24 protein-coding genes are annotated in these 26166 nt (G+C 72.2%); 10 read left to right on the forward strand and 14 right to left on the reverse strand.

The genetic code is table 11. The features are described from left to right. Positions 1-201 precede the first annotated feature (201 nt). The 5 genes from RLT57_RS11085 to RLT57_RS11105 form a co-directional block, all read right to left on the reverse strand. Positions 202-1326 (reverse strand): ABC transporter substrate-binding protein, encoded by a 1125-nt coding sequence (locus RLT57_RS11085; protein ID WP_311297216.1) that lies wholly within the window; start codon positions 1324-1326, stop codon positions 202-204. 189 nt (positions 1327-1515) lie between these two features. Continuing rightward, positions 1516-2418 carry an ABC transporter permease gene (locus RLT57_RS11090; protein WP_311297217.1) on the reverse strand — a complete coding sequence of 301 codons (903 nt, stop codon included), beginning with the start codon at positions 2416-2418 and terminating at the stop codon, positions 1516-1518. Positions 2419-2435: 17 nt separating this feature from the next. After that, positions 2436-3269, reverse strand: coding sequence for an ABC transporter ATP-binding protein (locus RLT57_RS11095; protein ID WP_311297218.1), 834 nt, complete (start codon positions 3267-3269; stop codon positions 2436-2438). Between the two features lie 229 nt (positions 3270-3498). After that, positions 3499-4035: a MarR family winged helix-turn-helix transcriptional regulator gene (locus RLT57_RS11100; RefSeq protein WP_311297219.1), complete on the reverse strand. Its 537-nt coding sequence runs from the start codon at positions 4033-4035 to the stop codon at positions 3499-3501. A gap of 389 nt (positions 4036-4424) precedes the next feature. Further along, complete coding sequence (locus RLT57_RS11105; protein ID WP_311297220.1) at positions 4425-5354, reverse strand: NmrA family NAD(P)-binding protein; 930 nt, start codon at positions 5352-5354, stop codon at positions 4425-4427. A 277-nt stretch (positions 5355-5631) separates the two neighbouring features. On the opposite strand from RLT57_RS11105, the gene RLT57_RS11110 reads away from it, so the two are divergent. From RLT57_RS11110 to RLT57_RS11135, 6 genes are all read left to right on the forward strand, one after another. Next, positions 5632-6195, forward strand: coding sequence for a TetR/AcrR family transcriptional regulator (locus RLT57_RS11110; RefSeq protein WP_311297221.1), 564 nt, complete (start codon positions 5632-5634; stop codon positions 6193-6195). 313 nt (positions 6196-6508) lie between these two features. Then, complete coding sequence (locus RLT57_RS11115; protein WP_311297222.1) at positions 6509-7021, forward strand: hypothetical protein; 513 nt, start codon at positions 6509-6511, stop codon at positions 7019-7021. 198 nt (positions 7022-7219) lie between these two features. Beyond that, positions 7220-7666 (forward strand): MarR family winged helix-turn-helix transcriptional regulator, encoded by a 447-nt coding sequence (locus RLT57_RS11120; protein WP_311297223.1) that lies wholly within the window; start codon positions 7220-7222, stop codon positions 7664-7666. Next, on the forward strand, positions 7659-9137 hold the full coding sequence (locus RLT57_RS11125) for an MFS transporter (protein ID WP_399128463.1): 1479 nt from the start codon (positions 7659-7661) through the stop codon (positions 9135-9137). Before RLT57_RS11120 ends, RLT57_RS11125 begins: the two co-directional genes overlap by 8 nt. 777 nt (positions 9138-9914) lie before the next feature. After that, positions 9915-10793 (forward strand): helix-turn-helix domain-containing protein, encoded by an 879-nt coding sequence (locus RLT57_RS11130; RefSeq protein WP_311297224.1) that lies wholly within the window; start codon positions 9915-9917, stop codon positions 10791-10793. Next, positions 10753-11043, forward strand: coding sequence for a DUF397 domain-containing protein (locus RLT57_RS11135; protein ID WP_311297225.1), 291 nt, complete (start codon positions 10753-10755; stop codon positions 11041-11043). Before RLT57_RS11130 ends, RLT57_RS11135 begins: the two co-directional genes overlap by 41 nt. A 181-nt stretch (positions 11044-11224) precedes the next feature. On the opposite strand, the gene RLT57_RS11140 is transcribed toward RLT57_RS11135, so the two are convergent. The 7 genes from RLT57_RS11140 to RLT57_RS11170 form a co-directional block, all read right to left on the reverse strand. Further along, positions 11225-11983, reverse strand: coding sequence for a GntR family transcriptional regulator (locus tag RLT57_RS11140; protein ID WP_311297226.1), 759 nt, complete (start codon positions 11981-11983; stop codon positions 11225-11227). 84 nt (positions 11984-12067) lie between these two features. Further along, a complete protein-coding gene (locus tag RLT57_RS11145) occupies positions 12068-12724 on the reverse strand; it encodes an amino acid ABC transporter permease (RefSeq protein ID WP_311297227.1) in 657 nt (218 codons plus the stop codon). Further along, complete coding sequence (locus RLT57_RS11150; protein WP_311297228.1) at positions 12724-13404, reverse strand: amino acid ABC transporter permease; 681 nt, start codon at positions 13402-13404, stop codon at positions 12724-12726. The genes RLT57_RS11145 and RLT57_RS11150 overlap by 1 nt, the downstream gene beginning before the upstream one ends. A 2-nt stretch (positions 13405-13406) precedes the next feature. Continuing rightward, a complete protein-coding gene (locus RLT57_RS11155; RefSeq protein ID WP_311297229.1) occupies positions 13407-14345 on the reverse strand; it encodes a transporter substrate-binding domain-containing protein in 939 nt (312 codons plus the stop codon). A gap of 32 nt (positions 14346-14377) precedes the next feature. Then, positions 14378-15166 (reverse strand): amino acid ABC transporter ATP-binding protein, encoded by a 789-nt coding sequence (locus RLT57_RS11160; RefSeq protein WP_311297230.1) that lies wholly within the window; start codon positions 15164-15166, stop codon positions 14378-14380. Then, entirely contained in the window at positions 15163-16464 is a 1302-nt protein-coding gene (locus RLT57_RS11165; protein ID WP_311297231.1) for a threonine synthase, read from the reverse strand. Before RLT57_RS11165 ends, RLT57_RS11160 begins: the two co-directional genes overlap by 4 nt. 153 nt (positions 16465-16617) lie before the next feature. Then, positions 16618-19299 carry a M14 family zinc carboxypeptidase gene (locus tag RLT57_RS11170; protein ID WP_311297232.1) on the reverse strand — a complete coding sequence of 894 codons (2682 nt, stop codon included), beginning with the start codon at positions 19297-19299 and terminating at the stop codon, positions 16618-16620. A gap of 790 nt (positions 19300-20089) precedes the next feature. Here RLT57_RS11170 and RLT57_RS11175 point away from each other — a divergent pair. Together RLT57_RS11175 and RLT57_RS11180 are read left to right on the forward strand one after the other, a co-directional pair. Next, positions 20090-20548, forward strand: coding sequence for a hypothetical protein (locus RLT57_RS11175; protein WP_311297233.1), 459 nt, complete (start codon positions 20090-20092; stop codon positions 20546-20548). 84 nt (positions 20549-20632) lie between these two features. Next, a complete protein-coding gene (locus tag RLT57_RS11180; RefSeq protein ID WP_311297234.1) occupies positions 20633-22051 on the forward strand; it encodes a VanZ family protein in 1419 nt (472 codons plus the stop codon). Between the two features lie 497 nt (positions 22052-22548). Here RLT57_RS11180 and RLT57_RS11185 read toward each other — a convergent pair whose 3' ends face one another. Both RLT57_RS11185 and RLT57_RS11190 read right to left on the reverse strand, forming a co-directional pair. After that, a complete protein-coding gene (locus RLT57_RS11185; RefSeq protein WP_311297235.1) occupies positions 22549-22890 on the reverse strand; it encodes a DUF4031 domain-containing protein in 342 nt (113 codons plus the stop codon). Positions 22891-22897: 7 nt separating this feature from the next. Continuing rightward, positions 22898-23260 carry a hypothetical protein gene (locus tag RLT57_RS11190; protein ID WP_311297236.1) on the reverse strand — a complete coding sequence of 121 codons (363 nt, stop codon included), beginning with the start codon at positions 23258-23260 and terminating at the stop codon, positions 22898-22900. Positions 23261-24257: 997 nt separating this feature from the next. Between RLT57_RS11190 and RLT57_RS11195 the strand changes: the two genes are divergently transcribed. Further along, positions 24258-25148, forward strand: a complete 891-nt coding sequence (locus RLT57_RS11195) for a MurR/RpiR family transcriptional regulator (RefSeq protein ID WP_311297237.1) — start codon at positions 24258-24260, stop codon at positions 25146-25148. 51 nt (positions 25149-25199) lie between these two features. Continuing rightward, entirely contained in the window at positions 25200-26132 is a 933-nt protein-coding gene (gene murQ / locus RLT57_RS11200; protein WP_311297238.1) for an N-acetylmuramic acid 6-phosphate etherase, read from the forward strand. Positions 26133-26166 lie beyond the last annotated feature (34 nt).

Raw genomic sequence — 26166 nt, forward strand, 5'->3', positions numbered from 1 at the left:
CCAGGACCGACCGGAACAGGCCGGGACCGACCGGGTGACCGGCCCGGATCCACCCGAGCCCGCACCGGCGCCCAGACGCCCAGCACGCGGCGCCCGACGTCCATCCGGCGCACCCACCCGGCGCGACCCGCCGCCCGCCTCCGGCACCGGCACCGGCACCGGCACCCGCACCCGCACCCGCACCCGCACCCGCCTCCCAGGCTACGGCGCAGGCCACACAAGCCTGTCGCCCGCGTACACCGCGCTGACGAACGACGTGTCGAACCACCCCTTCGCCTTGTCCGCGGTCACGCCCTCCGGCACGATCTTGAACCGGTGCAGCATGTCGACCAGCTTCGCGACATTGCCGAGGTCGATGCCGCCGAGCGGCTGCCCCGGTGTCGGGTTGTCCTTGACGACCTGCGTCTCGGTCGTCCAGATGCTCGCGTTCAGCTTCTTGTCGTACGTCGGGCCGGACAGCCGCGCCGCGTAGCCCACACACTCGTCGGTGTGCTGCGCGCTGGAGGAGCAGTACGCGTACGCGTGCAGCGCCGCGCGCAGGATGTCCTCGACCGCGTGCGGATGCGCCCGCGCGAACGCCGGGTTCACGGCCATCGCGCCGATCGAGCTGGGGATCCCGTAGTCGACGGGCTTCCACACGGTGACCTCCTTGCCCGCGGCCTTGAGCTGGTTGGGCTCGTTGGAGACGAATCCGGTGAGCGCCGCGAGGCCGCCTTGGCGGCGGGGCAGCACGGAAGGGTCGTACCCCTCCTTGACCAGCTTGAGCGAGTCCCACCTGACCCCCGCCTTGACCAGCATCGCCTCAACGGCGGCCGGCACATAGCCCTTGTGCCCGACCACCTTGCCGTCGAGTTGGGTGAGCTCGGTGACGTCCTTGTTGGTCATCAGGATGTCGAGGCCCGCGTCGGAGTACGAGGAGATGCCCTCGATGTCGATGCCGTTGGCCTGTGCCTGGATGATGTCCTGTTCGGCGATGGCGGATACGGTCGCCTGCCCGCTGGCCAGCAGCTTGGTGTTCAGCGCGGTGTCGCCGGTGCCGGGCTTGAGCGAGACGTCGAGACATAGGTCTTTGAAGTAGCCGAGTTTGGCGGCGGCGACGTATTCCAGGATCGATACCGACGACTGGTACTGGTAGCCGGACAGGTAGGTGATCCGGCCGGCGGCCTTGTTCTCCGCGCAGCGCCCGGCGGAGATCGCGGAACCCTGCGCGCCCGACGACGAGTTGCCGCCCGGGCCCGAGCCGGAACCGCACCCCGCGAGGCCGGCGGTCAGCACGGCGGCGGCGAGGCCCACGAGACCGGAGGTGATGAGGCGGTGGTGCTGCATGGGCGACTCCGTAAGGGGTGAGGCGGCCCGCGAAGGCCGGAGGTGGCGTGTGCCTGCTTGTGTTCAACGGTTTCGCCGTGCGGCAGGCCGAAACGCCGCGCGGCCGGCCCAACCGGACCCGCCGGCCCAACCGGACCCGCCGGACCCGCCGGACCCACCGGACCCACCGGGATCAACCGGCCGCCGGTATCAGTCCCGCGCGCTGTCGTGCCAGCGCAGTGCCCACCGCTCGACCAGCGTGACGGCGAGCAGCAGCGCCACGCCCATGAGCGCGAGCACGAAGATCGACGCGTACACCACCGGCAGTTGGTTCATGGACGAGGCCACGCTGATCACCGTGCCGAGGCCGTAGGTCGACCCGGCGGCCGACATCTCGGCCACCACCGCGCCGATGATCGACAGCGGGAAGACGATGCGCAGCGCGGCGAAGAGGAAAGGCAGCGCGTTGGGGATGCGCAGGTGCCAGAGCAGTTCGAGCCGGCCGGCGTCCATCGTCCGGTACACCTGGAGTACCTCCCGCGGCACGGACCGCAGACCGGCGGCGGTGTTGATGAGGATGGGGAAGAAGCAGATCAGGCCGGTGATGATCAGCTTGGGCAGCGGGCCGAAGCCGAAGGCCACCACCAGCGCCGGGGCGATCGCGACGAGCGGGGTGACGTTGAGGACGACCGCGATCGGCATGACCGCCCGGCTGACGAGCGGGAGTTCGCTGGTCAGCACCGCGAGGACGAACGCGGCGGCGAACCCCATGGCGAGCCCGGCGGTCGCCTCACCCAGCGTGGTCAGGGCGTTGTCGACGTAGTAGCCGAAATTCGAACCGAGCGACCTGCCGATGCCCGGCAGGGACGGCAGCAGGTAGGGCAGCCTCCTGGCGCCGTACTGCCAGAGGACGGCGAGAAGCGCCAGCATCACCACGAGGGGCAGCCACACGGCGGGGCGGGCCCAGGCCAGCCGGGACGTCGTACGGCCGCGGCCGAAGCGCGGCGGCGCCACGGACGGCTCCACAGGCGACTCCGCGGACGGCGCCGCAGACGGCTCGGCGGGCGACTCCGCCTCGGACGCCGTGGTGGCGCGTTCCGCGGCTACGGCCATGTCGTCGAATCCCCCGTTCACGCGGCGCCGCCGTGCCAGGCGCGGCGCAGCCGCTCTCTGATCAGGTCCTCGTACGCGTGGAAACGGCGCTCGCCGAAGAGGTGTTGGCCGCGCGGCCGGGGCAGGTCGACGTCGACGGTCTCCACGATGCGGCCGGGGTTCGGGGCCATCACGACCACGGTGTCGGAGAGCCGGACCGCCTCGGACACCGAGTGTGTGACGAACACCACCGTCGTTTTCAACTCTTCCCACAGGTCGAGCAGTTGGTCCTGGAGGCTCTCGCGGGTGAACTCGTCCAGCGCGGAGAAGGGTTCGTCCATGACGAGTACGTCGGGCCGCAGGCCGAAGGCCCGGACGATCGCCACGCGCTGCCGCATGCCGCCGGACAGTTCGGCCGGGAGCTTGTGCATGGCCTCGCCGAGACCGGCCCTGACCAGGAGTTCCCGCAGGTCGGGGGCGGCGGCCGGCGCGGTCTCGCGCTCGGTGGAGCGGGCGATGCTCGCGCGGCGTTTGGCGGCGCCGCGGTTGATCTTCTGCGGGAGCGCGACGTTCCGCAGCACGGACATCCACGGCAGCAGGGCCGGGCTCTGCGGTACGAAGCCGATCATCTTGGCGGCGCCCGCCTCGGCCGGTGTGACGCCGTGCATCCGGACATCGCCGCGGTCGGGCTGCTCGAGACCGGCGACCAGGCGTAACAGCGTCGACTTGCCGCAGCCGCTGGGCCCGATGAGGCTGATGAACCGGCCGGGCGGGACCGTCAGGTGAACGTCGTCGAGAGCGACCGTCGCGGACGGCCCGGACCCGTAGACCCGGCGCACGGACCGTAACTCCACCGCAGGCGTACCCGCCACCTTCACTCTCCCAGCCATGTCGCGGGCGCGCGAGCCCGATCCTGAAGGTCGAAGAGTGTGCGCAGCGGGTTCGGCCGACTGCCACGCGGCAATCCGCTCAGGCCCTCCGACCGTCGGCACCCTGTCTCTCTGCCCACTGCGGTGACCGATTACGCGCGTCGTACGCCGGGGTGGCGGCGCCTCGACGCCGGGGCGGCGCCGCAGGCGGCGGCCCCACCGCACCCGGCCGTCAGAGCTCCGCCACCAGCCGTTCCAGGAGCGGTAGGACCTGGCGGAGCCGGGCGCGTTCCTCGGCGGTCAGCGCGTCGACCGCGCGCATGAAGCGCTCGTCCCGGGCGCTGCGCCGGGCCTGCACGGTGGCGTCGCCGGCGCTGGTCACCGACAGGATCACCCGGCGGCCGTCGGCGGGGTCGGCGCTGCGCCGGATCAGGTTCTTCGCCTCCAGCGAGGCGACCGTGACGCTGATCGACTGCGGGCTGATCTGCTCCAGCCTGGCGAGTGCCGCGGCGGTCGTCGGACCGCCCTGCTGGAGCCGGCTGAGCGCCGAGCTCTCCGGCATCGTCAGCTCGCCGAGCTGCTTGGCCTGCCGGATCGCCCGGTAGAGCACCGCGAGGGTGCCGCGGATCTCGGCGCCGACGCGCTCGGCGCTCAGGTCGTCACCGGTCTGCCCAGGTCCCGTCTGCTCGGGGCCGGCCTGCCCAGGGCCCGGGGCAGCGGCAACCCGCTCGGCGCTCGGGCTGTCGTGGTCGGGAGGCGAGGTCGTCATAATCATCAGTCTAGCCTGATCAGTTTTGTCTGACGTTTCAGGGTGCCCTATTGACGAATGATCACACTACGCCCACAAGACACTTACACCGAGTGACGACGATACGCGCCCGCCACCGCCACACCCAAGCCCGCCGCCGGGGGTACGCGCACCCAGGGGCGCGAGGAGCTGCGCGACACCCCCCGCCCACCGCAAGGTCCGCCGCCCGACCGCAGCGGCTTGCCCGGCCGAAGCCCCGGCGGGCCCCGCCACGCCGCGCAGCCGGCAGCCCGGCAGCCCGGCAGCCCGGCAGTGGACAACGGGCGCCGAGCGCCCGGCGCCCAGCGCCCAGCACCCAGCACCCAGCACCCAGCACCCAGCTCAGGCAACCGCCTCCGGTCCCACCCCGCTCAGCCCGCGGCAGCGCCCCGCATGTTCGCCCGAGCCCACTCCTCGAAGCCGGTCAGCGGGATCCCCAGCGCCCTCGCATACTCCGGCCGGCCCGGCTGCCCGGCCACGTTCATCCACTCGTGCGTCTCGCCCGGCCCCGGCATCCCCGCGGCGACGGCCTCCTCCTCGCTCATCTCCGGCGCCGGCAACGGCGTACCCAGCACCCGGGAGAGCACCTCGGCGATCTCCGCCATCGACAGGTAGTCGCCCGCCAGCTCCAGCTCGACCCCGTCGAACCGCTCCGGCGCCGCGATGGCCGCCGCGGCGGTCGTACCGATGTCCGCGACCGCCACCAGGGACAGCCGGGTGGCCGGCTTCAGAACGGACACGATGCCGCCCTCGATACCGCGCGGGAAAAGGAACGCCATGGACGGCAGGAAGTTCTCCATGAAGAAGCCCGGCTTGATGAGCGTCCAGTGCGGGAAGCCGGCCGCGCGGAGCCGGTCCTGGATCGCGGCCTTGGCGCCGAGGGTGGGTTCCATCGCGGCCCAGCGGCCCTCGGCCCAGCCGGGCACCTGGGTGTGCTGACCGGCGCCGGTGACGGACGTGTGCACGAACTGCGGTACGCCCGCGGCCTTCGCGCCCTCGATGAGGTTGACGCCCTGCGTGATCTCTCCCGCGAAGTCGAAGGCGCCGTCGACAAGGGCCGGCATCTGTACGGAGAAGACGGCACGGACCCCCTCGGCGGCCCGGACCACGGACGCCCGGTCGTGGAGGTCGCCGGTGACCAGCCGGGCGCCGAGCGCCTCGACGGCCCTGGCCCGGTCGGTGGCCGGGTCACGGACCAGGGCGCGTACGGGGACGCCTGCCGCGAGCAGGGCTCGGGCGGTGGCGCCGCCCTGCTTGCCGGTGGCGCCGGTGACGAGGACGGGCGCGGAATCGGTGGACATGATGCTCCTCGCAGTGCGTTCGGCCCGAGCGGCTCGGCCATTTCGGCCACCTCGGCCACCTCGGCCGACGGGCTTTCAGCCGGCAACCGGCGGCGGTCAGCGGCAGACGGCGGCAACCGTCGGCAGCTGAAAACAGCGACCGGCGACCGGAAAAGGGCAGCCGACATCGGCAACCGCCGCCGGAAGCCCGCTCGGACGACTAAACGGCGGGGCCCGCCGTTTCTCTCACGATACGATACGGCGGGGCCCGCCACCTAACAGAACCGGAGGTGACTCCGTGCCCGCCCACCAACGTGCCGACGCCCGCCGCAACTACGCGCGCATCCTCGCCGTGGCCGAGAAGGAGGTCGCCGCGCACGGCGCCACCGCGTCCCTGGAGCAGATCGCCCGGACCGCGGGGGTCGGATCGGCGACCGTGCGCCGCCACTTCCCCACCCGCCGCGCGCTGCTGGAGGCGGTCTCGCAGAGGCGGATCGAGGCGCTGCGCGTGCGCGCCTACGAGTTGGCGGACGAGGAGGACAGCCGGGGCGCGCTGCTGGACTGGCTGAGCGACGTCGTCACCTACTCCGCTTCCGCCCGGGGACTGGCGGCGGCGCTGACCCACAACGACGACGGGTCCGCGGCCGCGCACGAGAACAGCTGCACGTCGGTGGAGGAGGCGGGCGCCCCGCTGCTGCTCCGGGCCGTGGGCGACGGCGCGGTACAGCCGAGCGTCACCATCGAGGACCTGATCGCGCTGATCGTCGGCATCGCACTGGCCACGGAGAGCCACCCCGACCCCGTCGCCCAGGCGAACCGCCTCTTCCGCCTCGCCGTAGCCGGCCTGAGCCCCCTCACCTGAGCTCATCGCCTCCGACGCCCCTGGTCAGCCCCGGGCCAGGCCCGAACCGTCGCACCCCGACGGCCTCCGCGGCAGCCCCGGGCCAGGCCCGAACCACCCGAACCACCCCGGCCCAGCGCCGCCGGGACGCCGGGCCGCACCGACCCACCCCGCGCGCCCCGACGCCCCCGACGCCCACCCGAGTCCCGCCGGGCCCAGGGCCGCCGGGCCCAGGGCACCCCGCACCCCGCACCCCACACCGCGCATAGACGCACCGCTACCGGTCACTTACTCTCGGAATCCGACATCCCACCACCATTTCGGAGGCACGTCGATGAAAAGACCGATCAGGCGGCGCATCACGCGCTTAGCGGCCACCGCCGCCGCGGTACTGGGCGGGGTCCTGGTGGCTCCCACGCCGGCACACGCCGCGTGGGGCACGACGTACGACCTGTCGATCCAGGCCACGTACCAGTTCCCGACCGGGAGCACGACGCAGGTCGGCCGCGCCGACGGCTGGGTGCAGTTCGACGACGGCGGCGACACGTTCCGCTACTCGCTGACCGTCTGCCGCCAGTCCGGCTACACCACCCCGGAGCTGCAGGTCGCCGTGAACGCCGGCTGGGTCGGCCAGACCTGGGAACAGACCAACCTGGAGTACTTCACGCTGCCCACCGGCTCGACCGTCACGCCGACCGCGCCCTGCTACGGCGACACCAACACGGTCACCGGTCAGGACACGTACACCAACTTCTCCAACGTCGAGTTCGTCCTCTTCGGCGACACCATCGGCGCCAGTGGCTACACCACCGTGAGCAAGAAGTACGTGGGCGTCAGCCCGTACTGAGCGCGCCGGGCCCCGGCGCGCGCACCGCGCCGCCGGGGCGCCCGCCACGACGCCTGCGGGCCGCGGCCCGCCGAGCGGGTCCGGGACCCCGGGCAGGACCGGGCACCCCGAGCACACCCAGCAGCTCAGCTCCTTCGGCCCACCGAAACATACAGGTAAAACTGCACAACTCAACCTGTGGGTCGTACGGTGGACCCCATGAACGACAGCCCGCACCCGTCCCCCTCCGCGGTCCGCGCCTCGCAAGAGGTCCGTACGGTCATCGGCCGCCTGCGCCGCCGCATCCTGAACGCCGCCGAAGCCGAGGACCTCACCTTCGGGCAGCAGTCCGTGCTGACCCGGCTGTCCGACCGGCAGGGCGTCACGGCCAGTGATCTCGCCTCGGCCGAGGGAGTGCGCCACCAGTCGATGACGGCGACGGTCGCGTCGCTGTCCGCCCTGGGGCTGGTGGAACGCCGGCCCGACCCCGACGACGGACGCCGTCTGCTGATCGCGCTGACCGCGGAAGGGCACCAGCGGGTGGCGAAGGGGCGGCAGGCCCGACAGGAGTGGCTCGCCGCCGAGTTGGAGCAGCGGTGCACGGAAGAGGAACGGCAGGCCGTGCTCGCCGCCATGGTGATCCTGGAACGCCTCACCCATGACTGACCGCGGGACGGCCGGGCCGGGCAGGCCGACGACGGCGGGCTTCGACCGGCGGCTGCTGCCGCCGATGATGCTCGGCTCGATCCTGAACCCGGTCAACTCGACGATCATCGCCGTCTCGCTCGTCCCCATCGGCCACGCGCTGGGCGCTCCGCCCTCGCGGACCGCGTGGCTGGTCTCGGCGCTCTACCTGGCCACCGCGCTCGGACAGCCCGTCGTGGGGCGGCTGATCGACGTCTTCGGGCCGCGCAGGCTGTTCCTGGTCAGTACGAGCCTGGTCGGCGTCGCCGGTGTCGTCGGCGCCCTGGCGCCGAACCTGGGAGTGCTGATCGGCTCGCGGGTGCTGCTCGGCTTCGGCACCTGCGCCGGGTATCCCGCCGCGATGGCGCTGCTGCGCAGCGAGGCCCGGCGGACCGGCCGGGACAGCCCCGGCGGGGTGCTGACCGCCCTGGCCGTCACCAACCAGACCATCGCCGTGATCGGCCCGCTGCTGGGCGGCCTGCTGATCGGTCTGGGCGGCTGGCGGGCCACCTTCGCGCTGAACGTGCCGCTGGCGGTCGCGGCCGTGCTGCTGGGACTGCTCCGGCTGCCCAAGGAGACCGGCCCGTCGGGCCCGACGGGTCCGGGGGACGCGGACCCGGCGCCCTCGGCGGACCCGGCGCACCCTGCGCACTCGGCGGACTCCGGGCGGCGCACCGCCCTGCTCGACCTGCCCGGCATGGCGCTGTTCGCCGTAATACTCGTCGCGCTGCTGCTGTTCCTGATGGACCTGCACCTGCGCTTCTGGTACCTGCCGGTGATCACCGTCGCCGCGAGCGCCGCGTTCGCGGTACGGGAGCTGCGGGCCCCCACCCCGTTCATCGACCTGCGGGTGCTGGGCGGCAACCCGCCGCTGCTGATCACCTACGGGCGCGCGCTGGTCGCGTACGTCGTCTCGTACGCCTTCCTCTACGGGTTCACCCAGTGGACTGAGGAGGGCTTCGGACTGTCGCCCTTCCACGCCGGGCTGGTGCAGATCCCGATGTTCCTGGCGGCCATCGGCTTCTCGATCGTGTCCGGGCGGCGCAAGGGCGTACGCGGCAAGCTGCTCGTCGGCGCGGTCGGGCAGATCGTCGCCTGCCTGGTGATGCTGACGCTCACCGCGGCCGGCGCCGTGTGGACGCTGGTCGTCGTCGCCCTGATCTTCGGCGTCCCGCAGGGGCTGAACAGCCTGGCGCTGCAGAACTCCGTCTATTTCCAGTCCGATCCCGAGCGCACCGCGTCCTCGGCGGGTCTGCTGCGCACCTTCGCCTACGTCGGCTCGATGGTCGCCTCCTCCACGACGGCGATCTCCTTCGGGCGGCGCGCGGACACCACCGGCATGCACCACCTGGCCTGGATCATGCTCGGCGCGGGCGTGGTCTTCCTCCTCCTGACCGTCTTCGACCGCGCCCTCGGCCGGGTGGGGACGGAAGCCGCCCAGGAAGCGGAGTAGCCCTCTGAATACGGAAATCGGCCCCCAGAGGTCCACGTCACAGCCCAGCCGTCCACCGGCCCTGTCGGCGCCCTGTGCCGGAGGTCGTCGGAGCCGATACCGCTACCCGTTCAGGTGCGGCGTCGCCGGAACCACCGTCGTTTTCGCTTGTGGTTCCTGCTCCCGTCCCGGGTTGCCGCCAGACGGCTGAGGGCCTGCCGTTCTGTGCCATCGTCGCCGGTCTCACGGAAGATGTCGGCGGCCTGGGCGTAGGCGGTGACGGCCTCCTCGAAACGGCGTCTTGGCTGAGGTGGATCGCGAAGCAGGATACGCGCGTCCGGAGGCCGCATCCGGGTCCCAGCCGCAGGCGGAGGCCGCGGCGGGAGAGGCGGTGAGGACGACACCGCCCATCGCCACGACGGCGAGGAGCCCCGCACCCGTCAGCGCGCTGGGAGGTGACACGAGTTGACGCATAACGGTCCTTCCCCTAGGCATCTGACGCCCGATGATCCCCGCGCGACCGCTCGCACCACCGGGCCGACATTTGCGGTATCACCCGCCCGGACCAGCCACAACACCTCACCGGGTGGACGGCACGGCCGTACGGAGGCGGTCGCCCCCGCGGGTCGGTCCGCGGACGGCGACAGGCCAGAAGCGGCACCCCCGGGTGGGTGATGGTTCAAACATAAGATACTACGTGCGTAGTTACGTGGATCCACTGCGTAGTCAGTGCGAAGTCGCTACGGTGGTTGTCAGCTCCGCAGGAGCTCACGTCGTCACGCACAGGGGAGCAGTGCCATGGCCAGTCGGCAGCCGGGGAAAGCGAAGAAGCTGGACGTCACGGCGTCCTCAAGGGAGCTGTACGGGGCCGAGCTGCGCTACAAGCGCGAGCAGGCCGGGCTCACGCTGGAGGAGATGGGCGCGATGCTGTTCGTCTCCAAGAGCCACGTGTCCAACCTGGAGGTCGGCCAGCGCCGCATCCAGCTCGACATGGCGAAGGAGCTGGACAGGATCCTCAACACGGACGGCTTCTTCGTCCGGAACCTGGAGGCCGGCCGGTCCTCACCGCACCGTGAAGACTTCGCGGACGTGGCGGAGTTGGAGACGTTCGCAGTAACCATCCGGCAGTGGGAGCCGTTGCTCGTGCCGGGCCTGCTCCAGACCGAGGCGTACGCATTGGCCGTCATTCTCGCCTACGACCCGGTGCTGGCCGAGTCGCTGGTCAGGCAGCGACTCCAAGCCCGACTGTGCCGTGCTGTCATCTTCGACAGCCCCACGAAACCGCTCTACTGGGCCGTCGTGCATGAGGCGGCAATCCGCACCTGGGTGGGCAACGCCGCCGTCATGGCGGAGCAGCTGCGCCACATCGCCGGGATGGTGCGGCGCCGCCGGATCGTCTTCCAGGTCCTGCCGTTCCGCTCCGGGGCGCTTTCCGCTATGAACGGCGGGCTGAGACTGATGACGTTCAAGGACGACACGCCCCTGGCCTACCTCTCAAGTGTGGACACAGGTGTCCTCATCGACAATCCTGCAACCGTCAAGCGGCACATGTTGTCCTACGATTTCCTCGGAGCGGCGGCCCTGCCGCCGGAAGCTTCCCTGACCCTCATCGAAGCAGCAGCCGAGGAGTACGAGCATGCATCTCAAGGACGGCCAGACGGCGGTGACCTGGCGTAAGAGCAGCTACAGCGACGGCAGCGGCGGCGACTGCATCGAGGCCAGCGACAGCCTGACCTCGGCCACCTGGCGCAAGAGCACGTACAGCGGAGGCGACGGCGGCAACTGCGTCGAGTTCGCCGACAACCTACCCGACGTGATCCCGGTCCGTGACAGCAAGGACCCGCACGGGCCCGCGCTCACCTTCACGCCCGCCGCCTGGACCGCCTTCGTCCAGGCCACCGCACGCGGCGTGTTCCCCACCGCGTAACCCCGGACGGGGAGGGGCCGACCGGCCCCTCCCCGTAACGGCCGTCCGGCCCCCGGCCCCAGCTCCGGCACCGGCCCGGCGGCTCCTCCGCAAGCCCCGGTCCGACGACCCGGATCACCGGCCTCGGCCAGGCCGTCCCGCCCCTCCGCCGTCCCTCCGCCGTCCCTCCGGCCGACGCGGCCTACCGTTCAGGCTGTTCGGCGTGGTCGACCTCTTCAGCCTGGGCGACCTCTTCGGCCTGACCGGCCTGACCGGCCTGACCGGCCTCTTCGGCCTGTTCGGCTATGCCCTGGCTCCTGAGGTACTGCCGCAGGGCGTTGCCCGCCTGCCGGACGTGGAGGCGGATGTGCTGCTCCGCCGCGCCCGAGTCCCCGCTGCGGATCGCCTCCAGGATGGCCTCGTGCTCCTCGACGGCGAACGGCAGCCGGCCCGGTGCCTGCGCGGACAGCCGGTTGCCCAGGCGTACCTGGGCGGTGAGGTTCTCCGCGATGGGGATGAGCCGCCGACTGCCCGAGCCCTCCCAGATGAGGCGGTGGAACGCGAGGTCCAGCTCGCCGTAGGTGTGCAGGTGGCCGGCTTCGATGGCCTTGCGCTGCTTGGCCAGCAGCCGGCCCAGCTGCACGGCGATCCGGGCGTGGTCGGGCGCCCCGGCCGCCCGGCGTGCGGCGATCCCGTCCAGGGCCTCGCGGAGTTCGTACAGTTCCAGTAAATCGTCGTTGCCGGCTTCGGGGACGAAATAGCCCCGGTGCGGGACGGCGACGAGGAAGCCCTGGCGTTCCAGCGCGGCCAGGGCGGCCTTGATGGGGGTCGGGCTGAGGCCGAGCTCTTCAGCGAGGGGGCGGACGGTGACCCGCGAACCCGGAGCGAGGGTGCCATCGAGGATGGCATCCCGCAGGTGGTCGTAGGCCGCGTTCAACAGGGTGCTGCGGGGGACGGTCATGGTCGCCGGTGGCCCTCCTTTCTCCGTGAGGATGGTATCGACAGCACCGCTTTCTTGACGTGGCTTCGGCCGTGGCGGGAGAGGTCAGTCGAGTCTGCGCTCGTACCAGCGGGACAGCATCGTCAGGGGCAGGCAGATGACGAAGTAGACGGCGAGTACGGAGCCGAGGATGGGTACCGCGTGCGTGGACCCGCCGGACAGGGTGAGGCGTTCGATGGAGCGCTGTGCCGCTTCGAGGATGTCGAGCAGGCCGATGACGGCGGCCAGCGAGGTCTGCTGGGTGAGGTTGACGACGAGTCCGATCACCGGGGGGAGCGCCCGCCGGGTGGCCTGGGGCAGCAGGACGTACCGCATGCGTCCGGTCCAGGAGAAGCCGAGCGCCGCGGCGGCCTCGGCCTGTCCGCGGGGCACCGACTGGACGGCCCCGCGGACGAGTTCGGCCATGTTGGCGCTGCCCCACAGGGACAGTCCGATGACGGCGGCGCTGAAGGTGTCCACCCGCAGCCCGATGATGGGCAGCACGAAGAAGATGAAGTAGAGGATGACGATGATCGGCAGGCCCCGCCAGATCTCGACGTAGGTCCGGGCCAGGGCCCGCGCGGGCTTGCTGGGCAGGGTGAGGACGGCGCCGAGCACGGTCCCCGCCAGCAGGCTGGTGGCGATGCTGGCCAGCGCCAGCAGGACCGTTTCCCGCAGACCGGTGGCGAGGTAGTCGGCGACGGGTCCGACCCATGGGGGCATCAGTGACCTCCGGGGATCGCGTAGCGGCGCTCGACGGCTCCGGCGCCCAGGGACAGCAGCCAGACCAGGGCCAGGTAGATGACGCCGATGGCGAGGAACATCTCGAAGACCCGGAAGGTGACGGCGACGATGTTGACGGCGGTGTCGGTGAGTTCGGGATAGCTGATTGCGACCATGAACGACGAGTTCTTGAAGACGGAGATCAGGATGTTGGTGACCGACGGCAGGGCGATGCGGGCGCCGAGCGGGAGGGTCACGTTGCGGAAGGCGGCCAGCCGGGGGAAGCCGAGGGCCCGGCAGGCCTCGACGTAGCCGCCTTCGACGGCTTCGAAGCCGGCCCGGAAGTTCTCCACGTTGTAGGCGCCGCCCCACAGCAGCAGCGACAGCCAGCCGACGGTGAAGCCGTCGAACTGCAGCCCGGTCTCGGGGAGCGCGAAGTACAGGAAGAAGATCTGCACCAGCAGCGGGGTGTTGCGGAACACCTCGACGTAGACCGTGATCAGCTGCCGGGCGACCGGTATCCGCAGCGCGCTGACCGCGCCGAGCAGTACCCCGACGAGCAGGGCGCCGGCCATGCCGAGGGCGCTGATGGACAGCGTCCGCAGCAGGCCGGAGCCGAGCTCGCCGAAATGGTGGGCGATGAAGCCCGTCTCGAAGTGGTAGCCGGAGGCTTCGGGCATGCTCAGCACTTCAGGGTGTCGCCGGACGGGTAGGTCAGCTGGCTGCCGGGGCGGGGGACGAACTTGGCGAACTGCTGCTGCACGGCGGTGTCGGTGACGGTCTTCTGGAACTCGGTCCAGAAGAAGTCGGCCTGCTGCAGGTGGGCGAGGGCCGCGTTGACCCAGGCGAGCATCTGCGCGTCGCCCTTGCGGACGCCCATACCCCAGGGGCTGTCGGCCTTGGCGTCGCCGACGACCTTGAGCTTGGGGTTCTTCGCCGCCAGGTCGAGCAGCAGGGTGTCGTCCTGGGCGAAGGCGACGCCGCGGTTCTGGTTCAGCGCGGTCAGCGCCTGGCTGGTCTCGGTGAAGAGCGTCTGCTTGACGTCCTTCATGCACTGGGTCAGCCAGAGGCTGGCGGTGGCGCCGGAGATGCTGATCACGGACTTGCCGGACAGCTGGTCGAAGTCGGTGATCGGGGAGTCCTTGGGCACCAGCAGTTTCACGCCGCTGTCGAAGTAGGGGGTGGTGAAGTCGATGGTCTGGGCGCGCTCCGCGGTGTAGTTCATCGTCGCTTCGATCAGGTCGATGCGCTTGGAGTCCAGGAACGACACCCGGTTGGCCCCGGTCACGCAGGTCAGGCTGAGCGCGTTGGGGTCGCCGAACGCGTAGGCGGCGAGCTGGTGGGCGATGTCGACCTCGAAGCCGGCGTTCTTCGACGACTCGTCGATGTATCCGAACGGCGGGTAGTCGCACTTGACGCCCACGGTGAGCTTGCCCTTGCTCTTCAGCTCGTCGGGCAGCGGCACGCCGACGTCGACGGCGCCGCCGGCTGCCGTGGTGGTGGTCGTACCCGAAGCACTGGCGGACGGGGAGGCGTCGTCGGAGGAGGACGAGGAGGAGCAGCCGGCGGCGAGGATCATGACCATCGCCGCACCGATGACAATGCCGAATCTCGATCTCAAGGGGGTGACTTCCTTCTGCTCGGTCGTGCTGGCTATCGGAGAACCTTGTGCAGGAATTGACGGGTACGGTCGTTGCGGGGCCGGTCCAGGACGTCGGCCGGGCGGCCCTGCTCGGCGATCACACCGCCGTCGACGAACACCAGGCGGTCGCCGAGTTCGCGGGCGAAGCCCATCTCGTGGGTGACGCACAGCATCGTCATCCCGGACCGGGCGAGGTCGCGCATCACGTCGAGGACCTCGCTGACCAGCTCGGGGTCGAGCGCCGAGGTCACCTCGTCGAAGAGCATCACGTGCGGGTCCATCATCAGCGCGCGGGCGATGGCGACCCGCTGCTGCTGCCCGCCCGACAGCTGCCGCGGATGGGCGTCGGCCTTGTCGGCCAGGCCCACCCGGGCCAGCAGCGCGGCGGCCCGCTCCCGCGCCCGGTCCTTGGGCATCCGCAGCAGCTTGCGTGGCGCCAGGGTGAGGTTGTCGACGGCGGACAGGTGGGGGAAGAGGTTGAACTGCTGGAAGACCATGCCGATCCGCCGGCGTACCCGGTCCAGGTCGACGCCGCGCCCGGTCAGGTCCTCCCCTTCCAGCAGGACCTGGCCGGCGGTCACCGGCTCCAGCAGGTTGACGCAGCGCAGCAGGGTGCTCTTGCCGCCGCCGGACGGGCCGATGACGGCGACCACCTCACCGCGGGACACCGTCAGGTCGACGCCTTTGAGCACCTCGACGCTGCCGTACGACTTGTGGACCGCTCGCAGCTCCACCATCGGCGGCGCGGGGTCGGCGGGCGGCGGGGCGGCCGGGTCCTTCACGCCCGGCGCGTCCGTCATCGCGGTGTCCCCGGTCCGGGGCCCGCGCCGGTGGTTCCGGCGGGGGCGGCCGGGGCGGTGGCCTCCGGCGGCAGGTCGGCGTCGCGCGCCAGCAGGGGCGGTTGGCCGACCTGGAGGGAGTCCTCGTACTTCAGCGCGCTGCCGGTGTTGAGGACCAGGACCTCCTCGTCGCCGCCGAGCCACCCGTCGGCGCGCAGCCGGCGTACCGCGGCCAGCGTCGCGGCCCCTTCCGGGCACATCAGCACGCCGTCGGCCGCTGCGCAGGCCGCCTGTTCGGCGAGGATGTCCCGGTCGTCGACGGCGACCGCGGTGCCCTTGCTGTCCCGGAGAGCGGACAGGATCAGGAAGTCGCCGAGCGCGGCGCCGACGTTGATGCCGAACGCGACCGTGCGCGCCTGGTCGGCCGGCCAGGGTTCCGCGGTCTCGGCCCCCGACGCGAAGGCCCGCACGATCGGCGCGCAGCCGCTGGCCTGCACGGCCACGAACCGGGGCAGCCGGCCGGTGATCCAGCCCAGCGCGGCCAGTTCGTCGAGCGCCTTGCGGATGCCGATCAGGCCCACACCGCCGCCGGTCGGATACACCACGACGTCCGGCACCCGCCAGCCGAACTGCTCCGCGATCTCCAGGCCCATCGTCTTCTTGCCCTCGATGCGGTACGGCTCGCGCAGCGTCGCGGCGCTGAACCAGCCGTGCCGGACCGCCTGTCCGGCGATGCGTCCGGCGTCGCCGATCAGGCCGTCCACCAGGTAGACCCGGGCGCCGGCGGCCAGCGACTCCTTGCGGGTCACCTGCGGGGCGTCCTGCGGCATCACCACCAGACACTCGGTTTCGGCGCGTGCGGCGTAAGTGGCCCACGCGGCGCCGGCGTTGCCGTTGGTCGGCAGTGTCAGGTGCCGCAGCCCGAGTTCGCGCGCCCGGGAGACGCCGACCGCGGCGCCGCGCGCCTTGAAGCTGCCGGTCGGCAGCATCCCCTCGTCCTTGGCGAGCAGGCCCGGCACCCCGATCCGCCGGCCGTACGCGGTCAGCGGCACGATCGGTGTCCAACCCTCGCCGAGGGTGGTCACGTTCGCGGGATCCCGGACCGGCAGCAGCTCCCGGTACCGCCACAGGTCGGCGCCGCGCGCGGCGATGTCCGCGGGCCGGACCGAGGCCCGGACCCGGTCGAGGTCGTAGCGGGCGAGCAGCGGCGAACCGCAGCGGCACACGTTCTGCGGCACGTCGGCGTCGTACCGCTCGCCGCACCGTCCGCACTCCAGGTGGGTCAGCCCGCTGGTCCAGGTCCCGTCGTCGGGGTACAACCGGTGACCTCCTCTCTCTGTCTGGTCCGTCTGGTCTGTCCGGCCCGACCGGCTCATCCATCCGACCGGGTCATCCGGTCGGGTCGGGCGGGGTCGGCCGGGGTCGGCCGGCCGGTGGTGGGGGACGGGTTCCGCCGTCCCCCACCGCGTGGACTACTGGCCGAGGCGCTGGAACTGGGCGGCGGTGAGCTTCGTCGACGGCCCGTGGTAGGCGGCGTTGAACAGCACCCGCTGCTCGGACCGGTTCCAGGTGCGGAACCCGATCTCGTTGCCGAAGGTGACGACGTAGCCGTCACCGACGGTCCAGGACAGCCCGTTGACGGCCCCGTTGAGGTTCTCGCCGCCGATCAGCCAACCGCTCTGCAACTGGTCGCCGGTGTCGGGGTACTTGGCGACCACCTCGACCGGGTAGGTGCTGGTGCCGGTGAGCTTGTACGCGTCGTCCGACACGAACCACACCGGGTTGTCCGCCGGCACGCCCCAGGCCACCGGGTTGGTCGTGTCGAACTCCTGGCTCAGCAGCGATCCCGGGCAGTAGAAGTTCGAGTTGGAGCCGCTGGGCAGGACGGAGGCGATCGGCAGGCTGAACAGCGACTTGGCGGTCGCGGTCCCGCTGCCGAAGGTGACCAGCGTCCCGCCGCCGGTCACGAAGTCGTGCAGCTGGTTCCAGCCGGTGGTGCCGACACCGAACGCCCAGGCCCAGTCCGGCGGGTAGTTCTTGGCGTTGAGGCCGTTGACGATGGAGTTCCTGCTGACGCCCTCGGGCACGATGATGGCGTCGTACTTCCCGGCGAGGTCGGCGTAGTCGGCGGCGGACACGACGGAGTAGTCCACGCCGTACTGCTCGAACGTCCACATCAGCCAGCCGGACGGCATGTTGTCCGGCGGCTTGAGCAGGCCGATCCTGGTGCCCGGCTTGAGCTGGTCGCCGGCCACCGACGGCACCGCGCGGAGGGTGGACACCGGTATGCCGGTGGCCTTCGACTGGTCCTGGAGGAGCTGGCGGGCCGCGGTGGACGGCGGCACGAGGAAGGTGCCGGCCGGGAAGGTCCTGCCGCTGTCGGTGAACTCGGCGGCGGCGCGGAAGGTGGGGATGCCGTGCTTCTGGAGCGCGGCGACGATCCGGAACACCCCGTAGGACTCCGGCCCGATCGCGTACGCCCCGCCCTTCGGCGGCGCGGACGGCGTGACGACCGCCGGGGGCTTGACGGAGCTCAGCAGCTTGGTGTGGGCCGAGAAGGACGTGGTGATGAGGTCCGCCTCGAAGCCGAGCAGCATCGGCAGGGTCTGCGCGGTGGTGTCGTAGGGCCGCTGCGGCGGGCCGCCGGGGTACTGGAGCAGCTGCGGGTAGTCCTGCACCTCCAGCAGCGTCTTGGCGAACCCGCCGTAGGGCTGCTGCAGGTAGATGACGTACGACCCGGCGGGGTACTGCTTGCCGTCGGCGGTGAACGCGGCCTGCGCCTGGCTGATCTCGACCGCGCCGAGGTGGAAGATCTCCAGCGCGTCGTAGACCGCCTGCGGGTCGCGCTGCCCGGCGGGGATGACGTACGCGTACGGGCTGGTCCTGGTCACCGCCTTGACGCCGACGCGGTAGGAGTTGAAGAGCCAGTTGTAGGTGTCGTAGGCGACCGTCTCCAGACCGGAATAGAACGCCTGGGAGACCCAGTCGATGATGTTGCGCAGCGTCCAGGTCTTCGAGTCGTAGGGCTCGATGAAGTTGATGTCGGTGGTCTGCTGGCCGAGCGGCTTGCTGCCCACCTGCGGGTAGGCGAGGTTGGAGGCGGACGCCGCCTCGGTGAGGATGCGCGCCGAGCCGTGGTAGACGCAGTACTGCCGGGACGGCGACCAGTAGTCGTACTCCGAGCCCCAGCCGTTGCCCTTCATGCCGGCGGCGGTCAGGCCGCGCTGCATCGCCAGGCCCACCGTGTCGGTCTCCTGGACCAGGATGGTGTCGATGTTGGGGTCGTACGGTGACAGGTACGGCGGGGTGAACAGCCGCGGGGAGCCGCTGCTGGCGCCGTGCGAGTCCTGGAAGACCTGGGGACGGTACCTGTTGAGGATCGAGACGTTGTACTTGCTCTCGATCTGGGTCAGCATGATCCAGTCGCGGTTGTCGTCGTGGCCGGTGTACTTGTTGTACAGGTCCGGGTACGACCGCGAGTAGCTGGTGCCGGCGGTGGCGGCGAAGTAGTCGTTGACGAGGACGAGGCCGTCCGGGTTCTGGCACGGCTGGAGCAGGATGACCAGGTTGTCGAGGATCTTCTCGATGTAGTCGGACTGCTCGGTGGCCAGCCGGTACGCCCATTCGATGGCCGCCTGCGAGTTGCCGACCTCGGTCGAGTGAATGCCGGCCTGCACGTAGTAGAACGGCTTGCCCTGGGTGGCGAGCTTCTTCGCGCTCGCCTCGGACAGCCCCCGGGGGTCGGACAGCCGGGTGTTGATGTCGACCAGCTTGTCGAGGTTGGCCAGGTTCTTCGGCGAGCTGATGGTCAGCAGGACGTACGGATATCCCCGGGTGGTCTTGCCGATCACCTCGTACTTCACCCGGTCGCTGCGGGCACCGATGAGCTCGAAGTACGGGACCATCTTGTCCCACTGCGCCAGGAAGCCGTCGGTGCCGATCGCGGTCCCGAAGTACTCGGCCGGGGTCGGGATGTGACCCCTGCTCCGCGGCGCGGCGGACGGTTGCTGCTGCTCGTGGTCGATCAGGTTCGCGGGCGCCGCCGCCGAGGCGGTGCCCGGGTGGATCACGGTCGCGGCCGCCCCGGCGCCGGCCGCCGCGGTGGTCCGAAGAAGCGCTCGACGGGAAAATCCTGAACTGTCGCTGCTGGTCATCTACCGACATCGCCTTTCGCGGTCCGGTGCGGACCGGGCCGTAGTCCGTCGCGGAGCCGGCCGACCCGGCCCCGCTGACCTGCGGGGGTGTGCATCGCTGTCATGCCGCGGCACCGTGCCGCGGTGGCCGTCGCGGTGGCCGGGTGGGCGCTCCGCTGCGGGGGCGGACCCGCGTGATCCGCGAGCGCCCCGGCACCGGGCCGCAAAAACCTTGCGCGCTGAGCACGGTGCCAGGCGGATGAGAGCCGGGGCAATGTTTCCAACTTGGATTTAATATTCAATACACATGCGGCGAGGCGCGCGTCCGCGACAGCGGCGGCCGACATCGTCTCCCCGGCATCACCATGACGTACCCGGCCACCCTGAGCCGACGCCCGTCCCCCGCGGGAAGACCGCCCCGGGGCACTGCGGTGATATCCGGCCAGCAGCGGGGCGGGGGGCGATCGCGCGAGCGGCTATGCGAGCATGGAGGAGAGCAGTAACGCGGGCCTGCGGGAACACCGGGGTGAGCGGACGGCAAGGGTCCCCGGCCCAGCCGCTCCAGCCGTCGCGGACGGCGCACGACAACTCGGTTCGGCCTCACCTCCTCACCACAGGTGACCGATAACCGTCTGTTCGTCACAACCCGCCACTCCTAAAATCCTCCGTGTCCGGACTATTTCAGGATGTGTCGGCATGAGGACGACCACGCGGACGGATCCCTCGATCGTGGGTCGCTGCTCGCCGTCTCGTCGTCTCGTCGTGTCGGAGGCGTACAGGGGGACACCTGTGCGCGGGAGGGGGTGCAGCGATGCGGGGCTTCACGACCACTCGGCCGGGCCGGCTGGCCGTCGCGGCGGTGGCCGCCGCGATAGGGGTCGTCGCGGCGGGCGGCATAGCCGACGCCCAGGGAACCGGGACGCCGCGGGAGACAACGGCTCCGGCGACCGCCGGCTGCCCGGGGGACGGGCACCTCGACACCAACTACGTCTGCACGTCGTTGTCCGGCGGCGGCCTGTTCCACCGCAAGTACACCAACGACGTGATCTCGACCTGGTACACCAAAACCGGCGGATCGGCCATCACCGCGAAGCTCGGATTCAGTGCTTCCGGAAAGACGCACTGGGGCGGCTCCTTCACCGAGTCGTCAGGGCAGACGAAGACCGCGAACTGGAGCGGAACGGGCGTCGCCTACTGCACCCTGACGGTCGGCCTCATCTCCGTCGCGGGCCAGGGGATGTTCCAGACGCCGCAGGCCACGGGCTGCTGACAGCGTCCCCCCGGCTCTCCGGTTCCGGCACTTCGCGCGGGGCGGAGCGCGGTTCCTTCTCCACGACGGGAAAGCACGTACTCGATGTTCTCCGGAATCACCAGCGGGCTGTACGGGTCCGTCGGCAGCGCGGTCGCGGCGGCCCTCGCGGGGGCCGCCCTGTGCTGGGCCCTCACCGCGCGCGCGGGCGGGCGCCGGTGGGCGTGGGCCGGGCTCGGCGCGGCGCTGGGCGCCGAGGTGTCGGTGACCCTGCTGACGCCGGGCGGCGGCGCGCTCACCCGTAGATGCGTCGTCGACCACGACCTGCCGGCGCCCTTCCACACCACGCAGGGCCTGCTGAACCTCGTCCTGTTCCTTCCGGTGGGCCTCTTCGCGGCGCTGGCGCTACGGGCCCTGGCGCCGGTGCTGGCGCTGGTGGTCCTGCTGCCGCTGGCGACCGAGCTGGCGCAGTCCCTGGTTCCGGCCGTGGGGCGGCTGTGCGACAGCGGCGACGTCGAGATGAACGCCCTCGGCGGACTCGCCGGAGCGGCGGCCGGACGGCTGCTGCTCCGGCTGACGGGGCGCCCGCTGCCCGCCGCGGGCGCGGGAGCGCGGCGTACCGCGCAGGTCTCGGTGGCCTTTCTCGCGGTCGCGGGGGCGCTCTGGGCGGGTCTGATCACGCAGATCCCGGTGGACGCCACCAGCCTGCAACTGGCCGGCGGCAAAGAGAGGGCAGCCGCGGGCAGGGCGATCCGGGACGCCTTCGGCGACCGGTACCGGATCGCCAACGTGCAGGTGCAGCCGGGCGTGAACGGCGCCCCCACGCAGCTGTTCATCGCGCTCGACACGGGTTTCGCCATGCTGAGCTGGCCGGACGCCACCCAACTGACCGCCAGCCTGGAACAGTCGGCGGCCGTCACCGGGGCGAGCTTCCCCGTCACCGGCGTCACCGCCGCTCCCCGCGGCCCGCAAGCCGCCCTGCCCATCGCCACCCGGTACGCCCGCGAGCACTTCCCCTGGGCGCTGCACGACGGCGCCCAGGCGCGCACCTATCCGGTCGGCGACCACGCCGAACTCGGCTGGGTGGTCAGCTGGCGGCGCCGCAACACCGCCGGAGTCCTCATGCCCATGCGGCTGGACGTGCAGATCGACCGGGGCGGACGCGTCTCCCAGCTCCTGGCCCGCCGCGTCGGCGACCCCGCGTCGCTGCCGCCGGTCAAGGTCGGCAGCGCGAAAGCCGGCGCCACGGCCCTGGCCACCGTCGGCAGCTCCCTGCCGGAAGGCACCGGGGCCCGCATCACCGACACCGAACTCCTCGCCGTGCGGCGCGGCGCCCGGTGGCGGGTGCAGTGGCTGTTCGCCGTCCAGCCGGCAGCGTCCCCCGCCACGTCCCTCTACGTCGACGCCACGACGGGCCGGCCCGTCCCCACCGCCACGGAACAGCAATCGGTCCTTGACCCCGACTCGCTGACCGGCCCCGACCAGGCAACCCTCTCTGACGGCCCCCCACCGAGCCGCCCCTGACCGAGCCGCCCCTGACCGATCCGATGGGGGCGGTCTCGGACCGAGCGCGGATCCGGTAGCCGGGCCCGGTACGTCGGCCGGGGCGCACAGCCCGGGAAGCCGGACGAGCGGGCACGCGTGCACCTGGAGATGCGGGATCGGTACACACCGAACGACACCGGGTTCGCGCGCCGGCGGGCCACGCCGCAGGACACGCGTGAGGGGGCACCCGCTGGTCTCCGGCTGAGAGCGGGCCGGACGTGCCCCGGACGGCGGGGGCTCAGTGGTCGTGCGCGTCCGCAGCGGCGCGCCCGCGCCCTCAGGTGCCGCCCGCCGGCCGGGGCACGGCGGCTCCAGGGGCCTGGCGTGGGGCTCCGCGGGGATCGAGGGGCGGGGTCCGGTGCGGTGCGCGGGCGAGGCCGAGGAAGGAGCCGGCGTGGTGTGCCGTCGACCGGCGGGACCACGGCAGGCGTGCGTACCGGGGCCCGCGACGCCGCGCCGGTCCACCCGACAGGGCCCTACGGGGTCTCGTCGTCGCCGTCGAAGTCGGGGAGGGGGACGTCGTGGACCAGGCGGAGGACGTTGGGGCGGTAGCGGGGGTGGGGGTGCTTGCGGCGGCGCAGGCCCGCTTCGGTGAGGCGGCGGAGGAGTTCCCTGGGGCCGACCTCGACCGCGCCGAGGCGGACGGCCTCGGCGTAGCGGGACTCGGGGATGTCGTAGTGGTCCCGCTCGAAGGCGTTGGAGGGGGCGCCGAGTCGCTCGGCGAAGGCATGCAGTTCGGCATAAGAAGTGTCGCTGATCAGGTGGGACCAGTTGCGGCCGTGGCCGGGCCAGGTCGGCGGATCGATGTAGACGGCCATGGCGGAGTCACCCGCTCAGCTCGCCGACGGCGGCGACCGCCTCGCCCCGGGCCTCGCAGACCCAGTGCGGGTCCGCGCCCAGCTCGGGCTCGACGGACAGCGCGTGCGGCTCCTCGCACGCCGCGCACAGCGGCCACCGGCCGTGGGTCTCCATCAGCGCCTCCTGCACGTCCTGCGCGAGCAGCCCGGCCACGTACGCGGCGCCTTCCGGCCACTGGCCGACCCACCAGCGCCGCCGGCTCAGCGCCTCCTCCAGCGCGGACACCACCTCGGCGCCCGCGACCCCTCGGGCGTCCAGATCGGCGAGGACCCGCGCTCGGGCGTCGTGCAGCGCCACCTCGTTCGTACGGTTGTCAGCTCGGCCTTCCATACGTCCATTGTCGCAAGCGCGCGGGCATATGCACCGGTGGGTGCTTTCCCGGCCTGACGGCCGGGCGCGGCGGGGCGGCGCCCGGGACCCCCGGACCTGGCGGAGGCGAAGCCCCCGGGACCCCCGGACCTGGCGGAGGCGAAGCCCCCGGGACCCCCGGGGCGGGGCGGGGGCGCACGGGGGGCGCCGGGCAGGGTGGGCGCACCGGCGTACCGCACCCGGCGGGTCTTGACGCTGACGCGGCGCTGAAAATATCTTTCAGAGGGTGACCTACAGGGTGAAGGAAACTTTCCCGGCGACCGACCGCGGGCTTCCGGAGGCGGTGGCGGACGCCACCGGGGACGGGGCGGACGCCACCGGGGACGGGGCGGACGCCACCGGAGGTCCGGAAGCGGGAGCGGTTGTCGCCGGCAGGACGGGGGCCGCGGCCGGGGGGCCGGGAGCGGGCACGGACGGCACCGCGGGGGCGGGAACGGTGGCTGCCGGGCTCCCGAGAGCCGGAGCAAGCGACGGCCAGGGCGCGGGGGGCAGCGGGGGCCCGGGAGCCGACGCGGGTCGCGCCGCGGGAGCGGGCGCGGCCGGGGGGCCGGGAGCGGGCACGGACGGCACCGCGGGGGCGGGAACGGTGGCTGCCGGGCTCCCGAGAGCCGGAGCAAGCGACGGCCAGGGCGCGGGGGGCAGCGGGGGCCCGGGAGCCGACGCGGGTCGCGCCGCGGGAGCGGGCGCGGCCGGGGGGCCGGGAGCGGGCACGGACGGCACCGCGGGGGCGGGAACGGTGGCTGCCGGGCTCCCGAGAGCCGGGGCGGGCGACGGCCAGGGCGCGGGGGGCAGCGGGGGCCCGGGAGCCGACGCGGGTCGCGCCGTGGGAGCGGGCGCGGCCGGGGGTGCCGAAGGCGGCGGCATCGGCAGCAGGACGGGCGCTGCTGCCGGGGGTGCCGGAGGCAGCCCTGTCAGCAGCAGGACGGGCGCCGCCGGCGGGGGGACGGGGGCGGGGCTTTTGCGGGATCCGGGGGTTCTCGCGGCGAAGATCCGGACGCTCGGGCCGTCGATGACCCGGTCGATGCAGCGGGTCGCGGAGGCGGTCGCCGGGGATCCGGCCGGCTGCGCGCGTCTGACGGTGACCGCGCTCGCGGTGCGGACCGGGACGAGCGAGGCGACGGTCGTACGGACCGCGCGGCTGCTCGGCTACCCCGGCTACCGGGACCTGCGGCTCGCGCTGGCCGCCCTCGCCGCGCAGCAGGCCACCGGGGCGGCGCCCGCCGTCACCGCCGACATCGCGGTGGACGACCCGCTGGCCGAGGTCGTCACCAAGCTCGCGGCCGAGGAGCAGCAGACCCTCGCCGACACCGCCGCCCAACTCGACATGACCCAACTCGAAGCCGCCGTCCTGGCGTTGTCGGGAGCCCGGCGGATCGACGTGTACGGGGTCGGCGCCTCCAGCCTCGTCGGCCAGGACCTGGCGCAGAAGCTGCTGCGGATCGGCCTGATCGCGCACGCCCACACCGACCCGCACCTCGCGGTCACCAACGCCGTACAACTGCGGTCCGGCGACGTGGCGTTGGCGATCACCCACTCCGGCAGCACGCACGACGTGGTGGACCCGCTGCGGGCCGCCTTCGACGGCGGCGCCACCACCATCGCCATCACCGGGCGCCCGGACGGCACGGTGACCCAGTACGCCGACGTGGTGCTGACCACCGCCACCTCCCGGGAGAGCGAGCTGCGGCCCGCCGCGATGTCCAGCCGCACCGGCCAACTCCTCGTGGTCGACTGCCTGTTCATAGGAGTCGCGCAGCGTACGTACGAGGCCGCCGCACCGGCGCTGTCCGCGTCCTACGAGGCGCTCGCGCACCGCCACACCCCGCGCGGGTCGCGCGTGGCGCCGTAACCGACGAACCGCCCGGAAAGCACCGCCGCAAAGAGGATGAACGAGCCACTGATGACCCAGTACACCGAGCTGCGCCGTGAGTTGGACACGCTGACCACCGAGGCGTTCCGGCCCGAGCTCGCCGAGATCGACCGGCTCTCCACCCTGGAGATCGCCCGGACCATGAACGCCGAGGACGCCACCGTGCCGACCGCGGTAGCGGCCCAACTCCCGGTGATCGCCGCGGCGATCGAGGCCATCGCCGCCCGGATGGCGCGCGGCGGCCGGCTGGTCTACGCGGGCGCCGGGACCGCCGGGCGGCTCGGTGTGCTCGACGCCAGCGAGTGCCCGCCGACCTTCAACACCACGCCGGGGCGGGAGGTGGTGGGACTGATCGCGGGCGGCCCGGAGGCGATGGTCGTCTCGGTGGAAGGCGCCGAGGACAGCGCGGAGTTGGCGGCGGCGGACCTGGACGCGCTGCGGCTCACCGCCGAGGACAGCGTGGTGGGGATCTCGGCGTCCGGCCGCACCCCGTACGCGGTCGGCGCGGTCCGGCACGCGCGGGCCCTCGGGGCGCTCACGGTAGGGCTGTCCTGCAACGCGGACTCGCCGCTGGCGGCAGCCGCCGAGCACGGTATCGAGGTCGTGGTGGGGCCCGAACTGGTCGTCGGCTCCACCCGGTTGAAGGCCGGCACGGCGCAGAAGCTGGTGCTCAACATGCTGTCGACCATCACCATGATCCGGCTCGGCAAGACGTACGGCAGCCTGATGGTCGACGTCCGCGCGTCCAACGAGAAGCTGCGGGCCCGGTCCCGGCGGATCGTGGCGCTGGCCACCGGAGCGGGGGACGCCGCCATCGAGGCGGCGCTGACCGCCACGGACGGCGAGGTCAAGCCGGCCATCCTCGTGCTGCTCGCCGAGGTGGACGCGGCCACCGCCAACCGGCTGCTGGCCGCCAGCGACGGCCACCTCCGGCAGGCACTGGCCGCGACGGGCAGCGTGTAGGGGCTGTCACCGGGGTCTCCCCGCGGCGTCGCGG

It is taken from the genome of Streptomyces sp. ITFR-21 (assembly GCF_031844685.1).
Lineage (GTDB): Bacteria > Actinomycetota > Actinomycetes > Streptomycetales > Streptomycetaceae > Actinacidiphila.

Excerpts from the sequence above, each read along its gene's own strand:
- RLT57_RS11085 (WP_311297216.1), bottom strand. The coding sequence starts at position 1,326 with ATGCAGCACCACCGCCTCATCACCTCCGGTCTCGTGGGCCTCGCCGCC.
- RLT57_RS11090 (WP_311297217.1), bottom strand. The coding sequence starts at position 2,418 with ATGGCCGTAGCCGCGGAACGCGCCACCACGGCGTCCGAGGCGGAGTCG.
- RLT57_RS11100 (WP_311297219.1), bottom strand. The coding sequence starts at position 4,035 with ATGACGACCTCGCCTCCCGACCACGACAGCCCGAGCGCCGAGCGGGTT.
- RLT57_RS11105 (WP_311297220.1), bottom strand. The coding sequence starts at position 5,354 with ATGTCCACCGATTCCGCGCCCGTCCTCGTCACCGGCGCCACCGGCAAG.
- RLT57_RS11115 (WP_311297222.1), top strand. The coding sequence starts at position 6,509 with ATGAAAAGACCGATCAGGCGGCGCATCACGCGCTTAGCGGCCACCGCC.
- RLT57_RS11120 (WP_311297223.1), top strand. The coding sequence starts at position 7,220 with ATGAACGACAGCCCGCACCCGTCCCCCTCCGCGGTCCGCGCCTCGCAA.
- RLT57_RS11125 (WP_399128463.1), top strand. The coding sequence starts at position 7,659 with ATGACTGACCGCGGGACGGCCGGGCCGGGCAGGCCGACGACGGCGGGC.
- RLT57_RS11130 (WP_311297224.1), top strand. The coding sequence starts at position 9,915 with ATGGCCAGTCGGCAGCCGGGGAAAGCGAAGAAGCTGGACGTCACGGCG.
- RLT57_RS11135 (WP_311297225.1), top strand. The coding sequence starts at position 10,753 with ATGCATCTCAAGGACGGCCAGACGGCGGTGACCTGGCGTAAGAGCAGC.
- RLT57_RS11140 (WP_311297226.1), bottom strand. The coding sequence starts at position 11,983 with ATGACCGTCCCCCGCAGCACCCTGTTGAACGCGGCCTACGACCACCTG.
- RLT57_RS11145 (WP_311297227.1), bottom strand. The coding sequence starts at position 12,724 with ATGCCCCCATGGGTCGGACCCGTCGCCGACTACCTCGCCACCGGTCTG.
- RLT57_RS11150 (WP_311297228.1), bottom strand. The coding sequence starts at position 13,404 with ATGCCCGAAGCCTCCGGCTACCACTTCGAGACGGGCTTCATCGCCCAC.
- RLT57_RS11160 (WP_311297230.1), bottom strand. The coding sequence starts at position 15,166 with ATGACGGACGCGCCGGGCGTGAAGGACCCGGCCGCCCCGCCGCCCGCC.
- RLT57_RS11170 (WP_311297232.1), bottom strand. The coding sequence starts at position 19,299 with ATGACCAGCAGCGACAGTTCAGGATTTTCCCGTCGAGCGCTTCTTCGG.
- RLT57_RS11175 (WP_311297233.1), top strand. The coding sequence starts at position 20,090 with ATGCGGGGCTTCACGACCACTCGGCCGGGCCGGCTGGCCGTCGCGGCG.
- RLT57_RS11180 (WP_311297234.1), top strand. The coding sequence starts at position 20,633 with ATGTTCTCCGGAATCACCAGCGGGCTGTACGGGTCCGTCGGCAGCGCG.
- RLT57_RS11185 (WP_311297235.1), bottom strand. The coding sequence starts at position 22,890 with ATGGCCGTCTACATCGATCCGCCGACCTGGCCCGGCCACGGCCGCAAC.
- RLT57_RS11190 (WP_311297236.1), bottom strand. The coding sequence starts at position 23,260 with ATGGAAGGCCGAGCTGACAACCGTACGAACGAGGTGGCGCTGCACGAC.
- murQ (WP_311297238.1), top strand. The coding sequence starts at position 25,200 with ATGACCCAGTACACCGAGCTGCGCCGTGAGTTGGACACGCTGACCACC.